12 protein-coding genes and 1 pseudogene are annotated in these 13,465 nt (G+C 65.7%); 8 read left to right on the forward strand and 5 right to left on the reverse strand.

Annotated elements, in window-relative coordinates:
• Window positions 1-51: 51 nt before the first annotated feature.
• Window positions 52-1,695 (forward strand): acyl-CoA synthetase, encoded by a 1,644-nt coding sequence (locus ABQF13_RS13315; protein WP_448393226.1) that lies wholly within the window; start codon window positions 52-54, stop codon window positions 1,693-1,695.
• Between the two features lie 280 nt (window positions 1,696-1,975).
• Here the strand turns inward: ABQF13_RS13315 and ABQF13_RS13320 are convergent, their stop codons facing one another.
• Complete coding sequence (locus tag ABQF13_RS13320) at window positions 1,976-3,367, reverse strand: HNH endonuclease signature motif containing protein (protein ID WP_448393227.1); 1,392 nt, start codon at window positions 3,365-3,367, stop codon at window positions 1,976-1,978.
• A 347-nt stretch (window positions 3,368-3,714) separates the two neighbouring features.
• Between ABQF13_RS13320 and ABQF13_RS13325 the strand changes: the two are divergent.
• Together ABQF13_RS13325 and ABQF13_RS13330 are read left to right on the forward strand one after the other, a co-directional pair.
• Window positions 3,715-3,849: pseudogene (locus ABQF13_RS13325) on the forward strand (DUF4344 domain-containing metallopeptidase); the annotation flags it as partial.
• 134 nt (window positions 3,850-3,983) lie between these two features.
• Window positions 3,984-4,877, forward strand: coding sequence for a peptidoglycan recognition protein family protein (locus ABQF13_RS13330; RefSeq protein ID WP_448393228.1), 894 nt, complete (start codon window positions 3,984-3,986; stop codon window positions 4,875-4,877).
• A 7-nt stretch (window positions 4,878-4,884) separates the two neighbouring features.
• Here the strand turns inward: ABQF13_RS13330 and ABQF13_RS13335 are convergent, their stop codons facing one another.
• Window positions 4,885-6,483 carry a hypothetical protein gene (locus ABQF13_RS13335; RefSeq protein ID WP_448393229.1) on the reverse strand — a complete coding sequence of 533 codons (1,599 nt, stop codon included), beginning with the start codon at window positions 6,481-6,483 and terminating at the stop codon, window positions 4,885-4,887.
• Window positions 6,484-7,015: 532 nt separating this feature from the next.
• On the opposite strand from ABQF13_RS13335, the gene fmdA reads away from it, so the two are divergent.
• The gene (gene fmdA, locus ABQF13_RS13340) at window positions 7,016-8,398 is read left to right on the forward strand and encodes a formamidase (protein WP_448393230.1); all 1,383 of its coding nucleotides are present in this window, start codon (window positions 7,016-7,018) and stop codon (window positions 8,396-8,398) included.
• Window positions 8,399-8,403: 5 nt separating this feature from the next.
• On the opposite strand, the gene ABQF13_RS13345 is transcribed toward fmdA, so the two are convergent.
• Window positions 8,404-8,811, reverse strand: a complete 408-nt coding sequence (locus tag ABQF13_RS13345) for a hypothetical protein (RefSeq protein WP_448393231.1) — start codon at window positions 8,809-8,811, stop codon at window positions 8,404-8,406.
• Window positions 8,812-9,061: 250 nt separating this feature from the next.
• Between ABQF13_RS13345 and ABQF13_RS13350 the strand changes: the two genes are divergently transcribed.
• From ABQF13_RS13350 to ABQF13_RS13365, 4 genes are all read left to right on the forward strand, one after another.
• Complete coding sequence (locus ABQF13_RS13350; RefSeq protein WP_448393232.1) at window positions 9,062-9,409, forward strand: STAS domain-containing protein; 348 nt, start codon at window positions 9,062-9,064, stop codon at window positions 9,407-9,409.
• 32 nt (window positions 9,410-9,441) lie between these two features.
• Window positions 9,442-9,903, forward strand: coding sequence for an ATP-binding protein (locus ABQF13_RS13355; protein WP_448393233.1), 462 nt, complete (start codon window positions 9,442-9,444; stop codon window positions 9,901-9,903).
• Window positions 9,904-10,351: 448 nt separating this feature from the next.
• Complete coding sequence (locus ABQF13_RS13360; protein ID WP_448393234.1) at window positions 10,352-11,356, forward strand: MmpL3/TtfA transport complex stabilizer; 1,005 nt, start codon at window positions 10,352-10,354, stop codon at window positions 11,354-11,356.
• Between the two features lie 102 nt (window positions 11,357-11,458).
• Window positions 11,459-11,749 (forward strand): hypothetical protein, encoded by a 291-nt coding sequence (locus tag ABQF13_RS13365; RefSeq protein ID WP_448393235.1) that lies wholly within the window; start codon window positions 11,459-11,461, stop codon window positions 11,747-11,749.
• Window positions 11,750-11,808: 59 nt separating this feature from the next.
• On the opposite strand, the gene ABQF13_RS13370 is transcribed toward ABQF13_RS13365, so the two are convergent.
• The gene (locus tag ABQF13_RS13370) at window positions 11,809-12,123 is read right to left on the reverse strand and encodes a hypothetical protein (RefSeq protein WP_448393236.1); all 315 of its coding nucleotides are present in this window, start codon (window positions 12,121-12,123) and stop codon (window positions 11,809-11,811) included.
• 18 nt (window positions 12,124-12,141) lie between these two features.
• A complete protein-coding gene (locus tag ABQF13_RS13375) occupies window positions 12,142-13,332 on the reverse strand; it encodes a lipid-transfer protein (protein ID WP_448393237.1) in 1,191 nt (396 codons plus the stop codon).
• Between the last annotated feature and the right edge of the window lie 133 nt (window positions 13,333-13,465).

The raw sequence follows: 13,465 nt of genomic DNA on the forward strand, positions 1-13,465 counted from the left end.
CACCCCTTTACGATTGCTACTGTGCACGCAAAACCCTGGTGAGGAGCCCTGATGGCGGCCGGCGTCCGGCAAAAGTTGCAGCAGGTGACCGAGGCGGGGCGCGCGGCCAAACGCCTCGTCGAAACCGGAATCATCGATCTGAAGGATCTCGGCTCGGGCGTCGAGACCGCCAAGCTCGCGCGCACGTATGGCCCGCAGGCCACGATGGCGATTCAGGGTGGTCGCAAGTACGCGGACCTACCCGCGGTCGTCGACGAGCGCGGAACATTGACCTACCAGCAGATCGATGACCAGTCGTGGGCATTGGCACACGGCTTGCAACGCCTCGGCGTCTCCCCGGGCTCAGTCGTCGGCGTACTGTGCCGCGACCACCGCGGTCTCCTCATCACCATGGCCGCCTGCGGCAAGGCAGGCGCCCGAATGGTGTTGATGAACACCGGGTTCGCCAAACCCCAGTTCGCCGACGTCTGCGAACGCGAGAAGGTGACCGTGGTGCTGCACGACAGCGAATTCCTCGGTCTGCTCGACGCGCTGCCCGCCGACCTGCCGCGTGTGCTGACGTGGGTGGACGACGGAACTGAACCGCCCGCGGGTACTCAGACTCTCGACGACATCGTCGCGTCGAACTCCACCGAGCCCCTGCCGCCGCCGAACAAAGCAGGCGGGTCGGTGATTCTCACCAGCGGCACGACCGGGCTGCCCAAGGGTGCGCCACGCGAAACGGTCTCTCCGCTCGCGACGGCGCAAATCGTCGACCGAATCCCCTTCCCGCGCAAGGGAACCATGGTCATCGTGTCGCCCATCTTCCACAGCACCGGGTGGGCCACTTACACCGTCGGTGCGGCGTTGGGCAACAAGGTCGTGACGACTAGGCGGTTCAACGCGGAGGGCACGTTCAAACTCATCGCCGACCACAAAGCTGACATGCTGGTCGCGGTCCCGACAATGCTGCACCGGATGGTCGAGCTCCCGTCCGACGTCATCGGCAAGTACGACACGTCCTCACTGAAGGTGATCCTGATCGCCGGGTCGATCCTGAGCCCTGACCTGTCCAACCGGGTGCAGGACACCTTCGGCGATGTTCTGTACAACATGTACGGCTCCACCGAATGCGCGATCGCCAGCGTCGCAATCCCTGCCGAGCTGCGCGCCGCCCCCGGCACTGCCGGTCGTGCTCCGGTGACCTGCGAGGTGGTGCTGTACGACGAGCAGGATCAACGCGTCGAGGGCGCGAACCGTCGCGGCCGGATCTTCGTCCGCAATGGCGCACCGTTTTCCGGATACACCGATGGTCGCCACAAGCAGATCATCGACGGCTACATGTCCAGCGGCGACATGGGTCATTTCGACGAGAACGGGCTGTTGTTCGTGGACGGCCGCGACGACGACATGATCGTGTCCGGCGGCGAGAACATCTTCCCGCAGGAAGTGGAGAACCTGCTCGAAGAGCGTGACGACATCGCCGAGGTGGCGGTGGTCGGTGTTGATGACGCCGAGTTTGGAAAGCGGTTGTGCGCCTTCATAGTTGCCGAGCCCGGCGCCGCGCAAGACGCCGCAGAGATCAAGCAGTACGTGAAAGATAACTTGGCGCGGCACAAGGTGCCTCGCGATGTGGTCTTCATCGACGAGCTACCCCGAAACGCCACCGGAAAGCTGGTACGCCGGGCGCTGGCCGACATGGACATCGAGGGCTGAGGTCGGCCGGAGCCTCTCCTAGACCGTTAACCGGTGGCCAAGCCCTGCAGTACACCGTGGCGTCGGCCAACAGTCTCGTGAAATACGCTATGCAGGGCCTGCTGCGCTGATAGCCGGCCACCGCTGTCGGACAACAAAATGCGCTGCTGTACTCCGATGTCGGAAGTGCAGCGGCGCTTTTCGTGTGGTACCTAGCTGTAGGCAGCAGAAAGCCCACCGGACGCTCTTGGTTTTGCGGCCGGTGTAGACCGCGACCCGGAGGACGGGTCGCGTTCGAGAGCTACGGGTCGTCGTCATCGTCGTCGGGCCGTAGATATCTCTCGGGAAAATGGTAGTTGTTGACACGGGCTTGGCCGGTATCGAGGTGTGGTGGTGGAATCCACTCGGTGCGGCCGTCGGCCCGCTTACGGGTGGTCCAGCCGCCCTTTTCGACGAGGCGGTTGTCGGGGCCGCAGGCGAAGGTGAGCTTGTCGATGTCGGTAGGCCCGTCATCGGCGGCCCAGCCCTCGACATGATGAACCTGGCTCCAATACCCCGGCACCGTGCACCCTGGACGCGAACATCCGCGCTCCTTGGCGTGCAACACAATCCGCTGTCCCGGCGCCGCGAAGCGTTTGGTGCGGCCGAGGTAGAGCGCTTGCTCGGTGTGCTTGTCGAATACCGCGAGATAGTGGTAGGCGTGGCTGGCCAGCCGGATCAGGTCACTCATCGGCAACAGCGATCCGCCTCCGGTGACGGCCTGGCCGGCACCGGCCTCCAGATCCTGCAGTGTGGTGGACACGATGATGGTGGCGGGTAACCCGTTGTGCTGTCCCAATTTACCTGAGGCCAACAACGCCCGACCCATTGCCTTGAGCGCGTCGTGTCTGCGTTGCCCGGCTGAGCGCAGATCGGCCGCCGCCTTGCTGGGATCAGGTTCACCGTCGACACAAGGGGTCTCGTCATCCGGGTTGCACTGACTGGGTGCGGCCCATTTGGCGAAGATCGCCTCAAAAATGGCACGCCCCTCGGGATCCAAGTTGCCGGTGACCTTGCTCATCCCGTCGGGGCCCTGCGGGTGCATGGTGAACTCGCGCTTGCGTGCTCGCTCCTCATCAGTGGGCGGCTTGCCGTCCTGGTTGGCCAGATAGGCCAACTTGTTGGCGGACTTGCGCAGCTGGGTGGGGCCGAGTCCGCTTGCCAAATCGGCGAGATGGGCCTCCAAATGGTCCCACAGGTCGCCGGGCACATAGGAGGGCAGTTCGTCGAAGAATTTGAAGATGATCTTCACGTGCTCGGCGCCGATGTCGCCGCGCTGCTGAGCGGCGGCGACGTTCGGCATCTTCGGCTCGAGCGGCTGGCCGGTCAATGTGCGCCGCGGACCCAGCAGCTCGGCTTCTTCGACGCGCTTTTTGGCCGCATCGTGGGAGATGCGCAGCGTGGTGGCCAGCACCTCGGGCAGCGAGGTGCCGCCCAGCGCGGCTGGATCGGCTTCGGTCGCCAACGCATTGACCAACCGATGCTCCACGGTCGGGACGCGGCGCATACTGCGCTCCAGCCGCACCGCCAGCTTCACTTTCTCGCGGTCAGAAATCGCGTCGAAAGACAGGTCGAGCAGCGTGTCGATCGCGGTGTCGAGCGCATCGAAAGCCGCCGTAACGGCTGCCCGATCCGACACCACACCCGAACTCATGACTCGAACATTAGTTCGAGGCACTGACAGAAAACCTCGTGCTGAGACCAAAGAAAACAAAGTGACAGAAGGGGTTTGCATGACTCGGCCTACCGGCGGCGGCAACGGGATCGCGCGGCGTTGTTCGACCGACTGCTCAGCGAGGCGCGGGCCGCGGGATATGTCACAGCCCGCCTCGAGGCCATGAGCCTTCATGACCGCGGCGCACGCGCTGTATCGGTCGGCGGGCGCGCGGGAGATCGACCCGTTCGACGGGTCCGGGGCGGGGCCTTGCCGGAGCCACCACGTATCTGGAGGTGCGGCTGTGAGCTCAAAAGAGTCACAAATGTTGCGGTAATACAAATAGTGGGACATATCCGGAAGCCAACGCCGACATGATCAGCGACGGCCAGCTGCCTGAGGACCGCGCGTCGGGGTGCGATGGCGAGTGGGCTCAACTCGAGAAGGCGTGGTCGACGCTGCTGGATCCCTACTTCAAGTAGCGGGCCATCCGTCGGTGACGAAGCGGGTCAGCGAAATCGACGTGCAATGAACCCCATAGATCGGGTATCAGTGGATGTATGACCGCCAAGGCGCGGACCGTCTCGAAAAGCACTGAGCCCGAAAGGACTTCTGCGTGCCCCAGACAAGACCTTGGACCGGCGATCCGGTTTGGCTGGCCGACGTACTGCGCGCCGAAGGTGTCGACCTCGTGGAGTTTCCCGGCTGGCAGAACCGCGGTCACGGAGACTTCAAGGACATCCGCGGTGTCATGGTGCACCACACCGGATCCGACAACGCCACCGCCGCCTCGATCGCCTACGGCCGTCCCGACCTGCCAGGGCCGTTGTCGCAGCTTCACATCGCGCGCGACGGCACCGTGACCGTCGTGGCGGTCGGTGTTGCATGGCACGCCGGACGCGGTATGTACCCGTGGCTTCCGACGAACATGGGTAACTGGCACATGATCGGAATCGAATGCGCCAACAGCGGCACGAGCCCGACGGCCCCGCACCGCCACAATTGGCCTGACGCACAGTATTTCGCACTGGTGCAGTGCTGTGCGGCCATCAATCGTCGACTGTCGCAGACTTCTGCGCGCACGATCGGGCACAAGGAGTACGCGGGCCGCGTCCAAGGTAAGTGGGATCCCGGCGCGATCGACATGGAAATTCTGCGCCAGGATATCCAGAAGCGAATCGGCGACACCGCGGGCTCGGCGCAGACCCCGCAACCGCCCGTGCCCGTCGGCGAATACGCGCACGTCTTGCTGTTTCGCGGCTCCGAGGGGCCCCAGGTCGCCGCACTCCAGCGCCGACTCAAGTTCGCATATCGCGAGTACGCCGGCCACCTCGTGGTAGACGGTGACTTCGGACCTCAGACCGAAGCCGCCGTCAGGGAGTTCCAACGTCGTACCCCAGGTTTGACAGTTGACGGCATCGTCGGCCCGGCCACCGCTGCCGCGCTGCGACTGGACCTGGTGCCTGCGCCGACCGTCACCACCGCTTCGTCCGCATTTCGCCGCGGCTAAGCGGGCATCAGCCGTCGGCGCCGTCGATTCCGCCGGGACTTCCGCCGCTACCGCCGGTGCCGCCGGGAGACCCGCCATCGCCGCCGTCACCGCCCCCGCCGATGCCGCCGTTGCCACCGTCACCGCCGTCGCCGCCCGCACGGTCCGGCGCGGTGCCGAGCGCTGAGCCGCCATCACCGCCCGCGCCTCCTGCCGACAGGACGCCGCCGTTTCCGCCGTCGCCGCCGTTGCCTCCGTCGGCAGTGCTCAGGGCGCCGTTGGCCGTCGCGCTGCCTGCCGTGCCACCGGCCCCGCCGTCTCCGTTGAGCGTGCCGCCATTGCCGCCGTTACCACCGTCGCCGCCGACGGTGTTGGCGAATCCGGCAGCGGAGCCTCCTGTGCCGCCAACACCGCCCGCGCCGCTGACTGCGGTACTGCCACCGGCGCCGCCGTCGCCGCCCTGGGTGCTGCTGCTGTGCAGGTCCAGCGCCGACGCGCCGCCACCGTCACCGCCGTCACCGGAGTCGCCGACACCGAGAACGCTGCCGCCGTTGCCGCCCGCGCCCGCGATCGCGTCGCTGCCGTCGCCAGTTGTCTTGGCCGCACCGCCTGCGCCGCCGTCACCCGCGTTGCCGTTGAGCCCGGTGCTTCCGCCGTGACCGCCGGCGCCGCCCGTGACGGCCCGAAGGCCCTCTGCGGCACCGCCGTTGCCCCCGACCGCGCCACTGCCGAACAACAGACCGCCGTTGCCGCCGTCGCCGCCGGATCCGCCTGCGGCGTCACTGCCGTTTACTCCCAGCGCCGTACCACCGTCACCGCCTGCGCCGCCACTTCCGACCAGCTTGGCGCTGCCGCCGTCGCCGCCGTCCCCTGCCGTGGCCGCGCCGCGGCCGCTCGACGCGTCACCGCCCGCCCCGCCGCTGCCACCGGCTCCGATGAACGCACCGCCATCGCCGCCTTGGCCGCCAGCACCGGCGACGGTGTCCGCGAACCCATCGGCGATTCCGCCCGCGCCGCCGTTTCCACCGGGTCCGATGAACCCGACGGTGCCGCCGTCGCCGCCAGCGCCCGCGGTCGTGCCGACTGAGTGCAGATCGAGGGAGTCCGCGTTGCCGCCGGCACCCCCGTTGCCCGCGGCGCCGATGCCGAGCACGTTGCCGCCGTCGCCGCCCGCCCCGCCGAGCGCGCCACCGCTGTCTTCGGACGTCTTCGCCGTCCCTCCGGCGCCACCGTCTCCGGCGCGGCCGAACAGTCCGGCGTTGCCTCCGGCGCCGCCCGCGCCACTGGTGGCGTTCGCCCCACCTTCGGCGTTACCTCCTCTGCCGCCTGTTCCGCCGTTGCCGAACAGCAGACCGCCACGGCCGCCGGCGCCTCCTGGGCCGCCAATTGCGTTGCCCGTCAACTGAATGTCGTCAACACCGTTTCCGCCGTTGCCGCCGTTGCCGATCAGACCAGCGTCTCCGCCTCGGCCACCGGGGCCACCGTTTCCGCCGTTGCCGAAAAGCAGGCCGCCGCGCCCGCCGGCTTGCCCGGGTGCCACACCGTCGGCGCCGTTGCCGATGAGCAATCCGGCATTCTCGCCCGGCTCATCACCATCGCTGATGAAGAACGCGATGAAGTCGGTCACGAAGTTGGCGGACGACGGCACAAGCAGCGCGGTGCTGCGATCGCCTGATCTTGAAGGCGCGCCACCCGTTCCGATCAACGCGACCGGCTGAGGCGCACGCAGCGCGGGCCTGTTCGGCCGCGTGACGTTTTCGGGATCTCTCGATAGTGGTGCAGCGAATGCGAAGGGCGCAAAGCTGTTTGGAGGTTCGTCGAGGGGTGTCCAGCTGCTGGCTACCACGCTGAGCAGCGGGTGCGGCGTTATCGGGGGAATGACGGTCGTTGTGGCGATGGCCGCGGCCGAACTGAGCGGCTTGACCGGAGTCACCGGCGGGGGAGGGTCGGCAGAACCGGTGCTGGGTACAGCAAGAACTCCGGCTGCCATCACAACAGTCGCCATGGATTTATGCGGCGAAATGTTCATCGCCGAGCCTCCCAGCGCCAGCCCCGAACTCAGCTGACACGAGAAGTGTCCCACCGCGGAATGACCGGTGGGCCGGACTTGCAAAAAGTCACCCCTTCGCGCGGCGAGTCCGATCCGTACGCTGGCGAATATGCCTGACGTCATCTTCTCGCTCGATCCCGACAAGCGATTCGACGAGCAAGATGTTCTTGGCCATAGCCGGTGGCATCCTGAGATCCCGCCCGTCGCGAGTGTGCGACCCGGACAGACATTTCGCGTGCACTGCCGCGGCTGGTTCGACGGTTCTATAGGCAATACCGACTCGGCCGACGACATCCTCAACGCCCCGTTCCACGAGGGCCACAAGTTGAGTGGTCCGTTCGCCGTGGACGGCGCCAAGCCCGGCGACTTACTCGTGGTCGACATCGTCGACATCGGCCCCATCTCGGAAGGCGACGTCGGGCCGCTCGCCGGACAGGGGTGGGGCTACACCGGCATCTTCGCCCCGCGCAACGGTGGCGGATTCCTCGGAGACCTGTTCCCCGACGCCTACAAGGCGGTGTGGGAGTTCTCCGACGGCCATGCCACTTCGCGTCACATCCCCGGCGTGAAGTTCGCCGGCGCGCCCCATCCCGGCTTGATGGGTACGGCGCCGTCATCGCAACTGCTCACCACGTGGAACAAGCGCGAAGCCAAGCTCATCGCCACCAAACCGGTGCGCGTCCCGCCACTGGCGCTGCCGCCGATGGCCAAGGGAGCGCTGCTGGGGCAGACGGCGGAGCAGGATGTGGCTCGGCTGGCCGTCGTCGCCGCCCAGACGGCGCCACCCCGCGAAAACGGGGGAAATCAGGACATCAAGGATCTGACCAAGGGCAGCCGCATCTTCTATCCGGTGTTCGTCGACGGCGCAAACCTGTCGGTGGGAGACCTGCACTTCTCCCAAGGCGACGGCGAAATCACCTTCTGCGGCGCGATCGAAATGGGCGGCTACATCGACCTGCATGTCGACGTCATCGCAGATGGTATGTCGCTCTACAAGATTCGAGAGAACCCACTGTTCGTACCCGGCGGCGCCGGAACCCAGTGCGACGAGTGGCTGACGTTCTCCGGGATTTCGGTCACCCGCGACGGCAAGCAGACATTCCTCGATCCCTTCGTCGCCTACCAGCGTGCCTGCCTCAACGCGATCGACTACCTGACCGCGTTCGGCTACTCGCGCGAACAGGCCTACCTGCTGCTCGGCGCCGCACCCATCGAGGGCCACCTGTCCAGCGTGGTCGACATTCCCAACACCTGCGCCACCGTGTACCTGCCCACGGCGATCTTCGACTTCGACGTCAAACCTCGAGCCGAAGGTCCGCACCAGGTGGTCTCGACGGTCGCCGTACCGCGCAGCGACGCCTCCGGTCTTCCCGAGGACAGCGTTTTGCGAGCGGTACCGAAAGACAAGCGCAGCCTACTGCCGACTGCCCAGCAACTTGGCGGCCGTGCTGCCCGGCCGATACGTAACGCGATGCGAAAGTTGTTGGGCTAGCGGCGTCAGTAACCCGGTGTGACGACCTCGGCGAGTTCCTGTTCGGGTTCCTGCGGGGGCACCGCCGCGGGCAACTCGGGCTGCGGCGAGCTGGCCTGGCCCCCGGTCGAGCCGCCGCACTCGGCGCCGCTGACTCCCGGCGGGCACATGCTCGGGCTCTCACCCGTCGTGGCGGCGTCCGCAGGCGCCGACGCAGGGGCGGAAGCCGGAGCCGAACCCGCCGAGTTCGGTACCAGATGGGGTATGCACTGGCTGGTGAAATTGTCTGGCTCTTCTCCGGCCGGGCAGTCGGCGAGATGGGAAGGAGGGCTGGCGGGCGCGGCCAGTGTCACCCCGACCACCGGAGCCGCTGCTGCGAGCGCGAACCCGGCAGCCATGATCACTCGTCGCGCGAACAGGGAGTTGGAACCCATTGATCACCCTTCACTCGGGGGCTTTGAGGTACGCCGACACTAACGCGTGGGCGGTCCCACCGCGCGTTTTACGACCAGGACAGAGCAGCGGACCTGCCGATATGTCAAAGAATCTGCTCCGCCACCGGCGCATCTGGGTGCTGTCGATGCATCGAGTTGACGAAGTCGATACTCTAGCGGCGGGTTCAGACTGCAGCCTCGTGATGTTGAATGAGGTTGCTTTGCGGGCGCCCCAAGTAAGAGGTGAGGTTTGGACGGACAGCTTTGTACCGAGAACTGGGTCGGACGCGTGGCGGTGGTCGCCGCGTCCGGTGACCTCGACATGCTCACCGCCCCCGAGCTGAAAAGCGCCGTCGAGGCGGCTTTGGCCAAGGATCCTGCGGGTCTGATCGTCGACCTCACCCAGGTGGACTTTCTCGGGTCGGCCGGGATGCAGGTGCTGATGGAGGCCCACAATCAGGTCGAGGGCACCGAGATACGGTTTGCTGTCGTCGCTGAGGGACCGGCGACCAGTCGACCGCTCAAGATCACCGGTATCGCGGATCTGATCGCCATGTATTCCACGGTTGAAGCCGCTCTCGAGAACTTCGCCGCATGACTTCAGCCGCGACGGGGTAATCAGTTCGCACGATGTCCGAATCGAATTGCTCCGCGGGCGAGATGGACGCGAGCCTCATCCGAAACGACACTGCCCACGCCCATAATGTCGCGCAGTTCCGTTCCGAGCTGTCCGGATGGCTGCGCAGGCACTTCACGCTCGACCCGGCCAGGTTCAACGACGTCGTGCTGGCCGTCAACGAAGCCCTCACCAACGCGGCGGAATTCGCTTACCGCGGGGGCACCGGCCCGATGACGATGCACGCCCGTCACTACGCGGCTGACCGTCAGCTAGAGGTTGTGGTCTCCGATCACGGCAGTTGGCGCTACGTCGACGGCGAGGGGCAACCGAATACGCGCGGCCGCGGTATTCCGCTGATGCGTGCGTTGGCCGACCGCACGACGATCTCCAAGCAGTCGACCGGCACCGAAGTGCGGTTGCAGTTCGACGATTGCGGGCCGGTTACCGAAAACGCCTGCAGCGCGTCGGTTTGATACGTTGTGGTCCGCGCCGTCATCGGTGGTTGAAGTGACGTGAATCACTGTTGCACTGGATGCGATTGACGTTGCACGCGAACCCAATCCGGCATGTCGTTTGTGATTTGTCGCTCACTTTTCGATTGCGAACCTGAGAGCGCCTTTTCGGCGTCGATATCGGAATCCGTTCAGCCACCGGTAAAGCCGCACGTTACCGGCACATTACGGATAACCGCCGAAGGGTAACGAACGGATAACGAAGAGTTTCTTAAGCGCTGTCTGAGAGCTTTTGACGCGTCGACGCCGATTGACGGTTGCGGCGAGAAAACGCGTCGGTGTTCGTCGCTAGACTCGTGGGTAATCAGCGCCAAAGGCGTAGGAAGACTTGAAATCTAGGGCCGGTGAACGCCATGCCGGCGGAGGTACACCGATGGAGATGGCTAAGTTTGTGGCGCCCATGAGGCAGATGAAGACGTCTGATTCAGATGAGACGAACGTCAGCTTCGCGGGCGCCGTCGAGGGGCGGCGAGGGCCGATCGGCGACATCGCGGCCGCCGATGACGTGATCGTGGCCGCCAATTTCGGCGACGACAGCATTTCGGTGCTCGACCCGACCACGCTGGCCTTGGAAAGCATCATCGCGGTGCCGGGCGAGCCCGTTGCGGTGGCGGTCGCAGACGACCGCGCGTACGTCGGCACATCGTCGTGGACCCATGACGAGGTCTCGGTGGTCGACCTCACGGCCAAGAGCGTCATCGCAACTTATGACCTGGCGTTGAGCGTCACGGCGTTGACCGTCAGCCCCGACGGTAAGCGGGTGTTCGCCGCGCGGACCGGCGACGGCTACGCCGACGTCGCGGTGATCGACGTGCCCGCAGAGCAGATGGGCACCATCGACATCGCCACCGGCGCCGGGATCGGCATCGACGCCGTCGAGGTAGACGCCAGCGGTAAACGCCTGTACGTGGGCACCACCGACGCCCGCGGCAGCGCGCTCGTGATCGTCAACGTGGAGACCACGCGCGTCGAGCGCGCCGTGCAGATCGGCGCACCGATCCGCGACATCACCGTCGCCGATGGCATCGCCTACGTGCTGACGTCGGACCGCACCCGCGGTGGCGTCGTGCACGTGATCGCGCTGGCGACCGGCCGCATCACCGGAACGGTCCAGCTCGGCGGCGCGCCGACGCAGCTGGTCATGGGCGCGGACAAGAACCGCGCATACGTCGTCGACTACGACGGTGTCGCGGTGCTGTGTCCGCTGACCCGCAAGGTGGTTCACACGATCACCACCGACGCTCGGCCGTCGAGCGTCGCGGTCGACGGTGACCACCTGCACGTCGCCGACTACGCCGGCGTTGTCACCGTCTTCGACGTCGAGTCGGCCACGCCGCTGACGTACTCCGATTTCGTGGCGACCGATCCCATCGCGGTGCCCGGAGTTGCCCCGCTGGAGCCGGCCACCGTCTAGCGCGAAAAAACTCTTTCGGCGCCGTTGAACCCCTCACGCGGTTGTCCCGTTGAACCGCAGTGAAGGCCATGGGGGCCTTCGCAAACGGAAAGGGGCGCGGCCATGCGCGCAACGCTGTTGGTACTAGCCGGGATCGCCGCGGCAGCCTTCGGGGCAATCGCGGTACCGGCAGTCGCGTCGGCCGAGTCGGCTGACCTGACCATCGCCACGCTCGAGGCGCAGGGCTTCGAGGTGAAGGTCAACAAGATCGGAAGCGCAACGCTCGACGAATGCGTCATCACCGATATCCGAAAGCCTAAGGAGCGAACCGAATTCGTGCGTCGCGGCAACGACCGGATTCAGGTGGTCACCGAACGCTCGATCACCGTGACGGCTGACTGCTCACGGCGGTGACACACAGCGGTTTGGGCGTATTTGGTCACGCTGAACGTGACCAAATACGCCGAGATCCCTTAGTTGCGGCGGCAGTCCAGCGACACCGAGATCGGTTGACTGATCGTCACCGGAAAGAGCACGCCGTCGTTTCTGCCGCCGAGCAGAGGCATCAACTGGGTGAACTGCTGCGGGTTGCGGACACTGGTCACCACACATTCCGACATCGGTGCCGTACCGATCTTGTCGATGGTGACGTTGTAGCCCCTGTCCTGCAGCTTGTTGATCACGTCCTGCGCTGACTCGCCGTCCTGGGCTGTGGCGATACCGGCGGGCGCGGCCATCGTTGCGTACGCGACAGCCGCGGCCCCGGCAAGGATCCATGTGGTGCGCATGGCATCAATGATCCCCTATCAGCGCTCGGCGCGCTGATAAGCGGTGACGACAGCGGCGCCGCCGAGCCCGATATTGTGCTGCAGCGCGGCGTTGACGCCGTCGACCTGCCGCTTGTCGGCCGTGCCGCGCAGCTGCCACGTCAGCTCGGCGCACTGCGCAAGGCCCGTCGCACCGAGCGGGTGGCCCTTGGAGATCAGCCCGCCGGACGGGTTGACGACCCAGCGCCCGCCGTAGGTGGTGTCGTTGTTGTCGATCAGCTTCGGCGCCTCGCCCTCCGCGCACAGGCCCAACGCCTCATAGAGCAGCAGCTCGTTGGCCGAGAAGCAGTCGTGCAGCTCGATCACCTGGAAATCACTCGGGCCGAGGCCGGACTGCTCGTAAACCTGCTGAGCGGCTTGCACGTTCATGTCATAGCCGATGAGGTTCTTGGCGCTGCCGTCGAACGACGACTGGAAGTCGGTGGTCATCGACTGGCCGACGATCTCCACGGCCTGCCCGGCCAGGTTGTGCTTGTCGACGAATGCCTCGTTGGCCACGATCGCCGCACCCGAACCATCGGAGGTCGGGGAGCACTGCAGTTTGGTCAGCGGATCGGAGATCATCTTCGCCGCCAGAATGTCGTCGAGGGTGTACTCGTCCTGGAACTGCGCATACGGGTTGTTCACCGAATGCTTGTGGTTCTTGAACCCGATCTTCGCGAAATGCTCAGCGGTGCTGCCATGTTGACGCATGTGTTCACGGCCTGCCGCGCCGAACATCCACGGTGCCACCGGGAACGCGAACTCGTCGATCTCGGCCATCGCCTTGACATGCTTGCCCATCGGCGACTCGCGGTCCTCGTAGCCACCCTTCAGCGAGCCGGGCTGCATCTTCTCGAAGCCGAGCGCGATCACGCAATCGGCGAGCCCGCCGCGGATGGTCTGCGCGGCAAGGAACAGCGCGGTGGAACCCGTCGAGCAGTTGTTGTTGACGTTGGCGATCGGAATTCCGGTCAAGCCGAGCTCGTAGAGCGCACGGTTGCCCGACGTCGAGTCGCCCGCGACGTAGCCGACGAAACCCTGCTGCACTTCCGAATAGTCGATGCCGGCGTCCTCGAGGGCCTTGGTGCCCGACTCCTTGGCCATCTGCGGATAGTCCCAGCCCTCGCGTCGGCCGGGCTTCTCGAACTTCGTCATTCCCACACCGACGACGTAAACCTTGTTGGGCATCTCGTGTTCCTTTCGCTGCGCTCTGCACACCCTAATGCGACGAGAAGACGCAAAGTCGTCCATTCGGGGCACGAAAAGTGCGACTTTGCGTCTGCTCGGCGGAGCGGCGGGGTACAAAGAGTAGAACGTGTTC

The sequence above is a fragment of the Mycolicibacterium sp. XJ879 genome (assembly GCF_053483935.1).

Bases quoted from the DNA above. Each gene is read 5' to 3' on its own strand.
- ABQF13_RS13315 (WP_448393226.1), top strand. From the start codon at position 52: ATGGCGGCCGGCGTCCGGCAAAAGTTGCAGCAGGTGACCGAGGCGGGG.
- ABQF13_RS13320 (WP_448393227.1), bottom strand. From the start codon at position 3,367: ATGAGTTCGGGTGTGGTGTCGGATCGGGCAGCCGTTACGGCGGCTTTC.
- fmdA (WP_448393230.1), top strand. From the start codon at position 7,016: ATGCCTGACGTCATCTTCTCGCTCGATCCCGACAAGCGATTCGACGAG.
- ABQF13_RS13345 (WP_448393231.1), bottom strand. From the start codon at position 8,811: ATGGGTTCCAACTCCCTGTTCGCGCGACGAGTGATCATGGCTGCCGGG.
- ABQF13_RS13355 (WP_448393233.1), top strand. From the start codon at position 9,442: ATGTCCGAATCGAATTGCTCCGCGGGCGAGATGGACGCGAGCCTCATC.
- ABQF13_RS13360 (WP_448393234.1), top strand. From the start codon at position 10,352: ATGAAGACGTCTGATTCAGATGAGACGAACGTCAGCTTCGCGGGCGCC.
- ABQF13_RS13365 (WP_448393235.1), top strand. From the start codon at position 11,459: ATGCGCGCAACGCTGTTGGTACTAGCCGGGATCGCCGCGGCAGCCTTC.
- ABQF13_RS13370 (WP_448393236.1), bottom strand. From the start codon at position 12,123: ATGCGCACCACATGGATCCTTGCCGGGGCCGCGGCTGTCGCGTACGCA.
- ABQF13_RS13375 (WP_448393237.1), bottom strand. From the start codon at position 13,332: ATGCCCAACAAGGTTTACGTCGTCGGTGTGGGAATGACGAAGTTCGAG.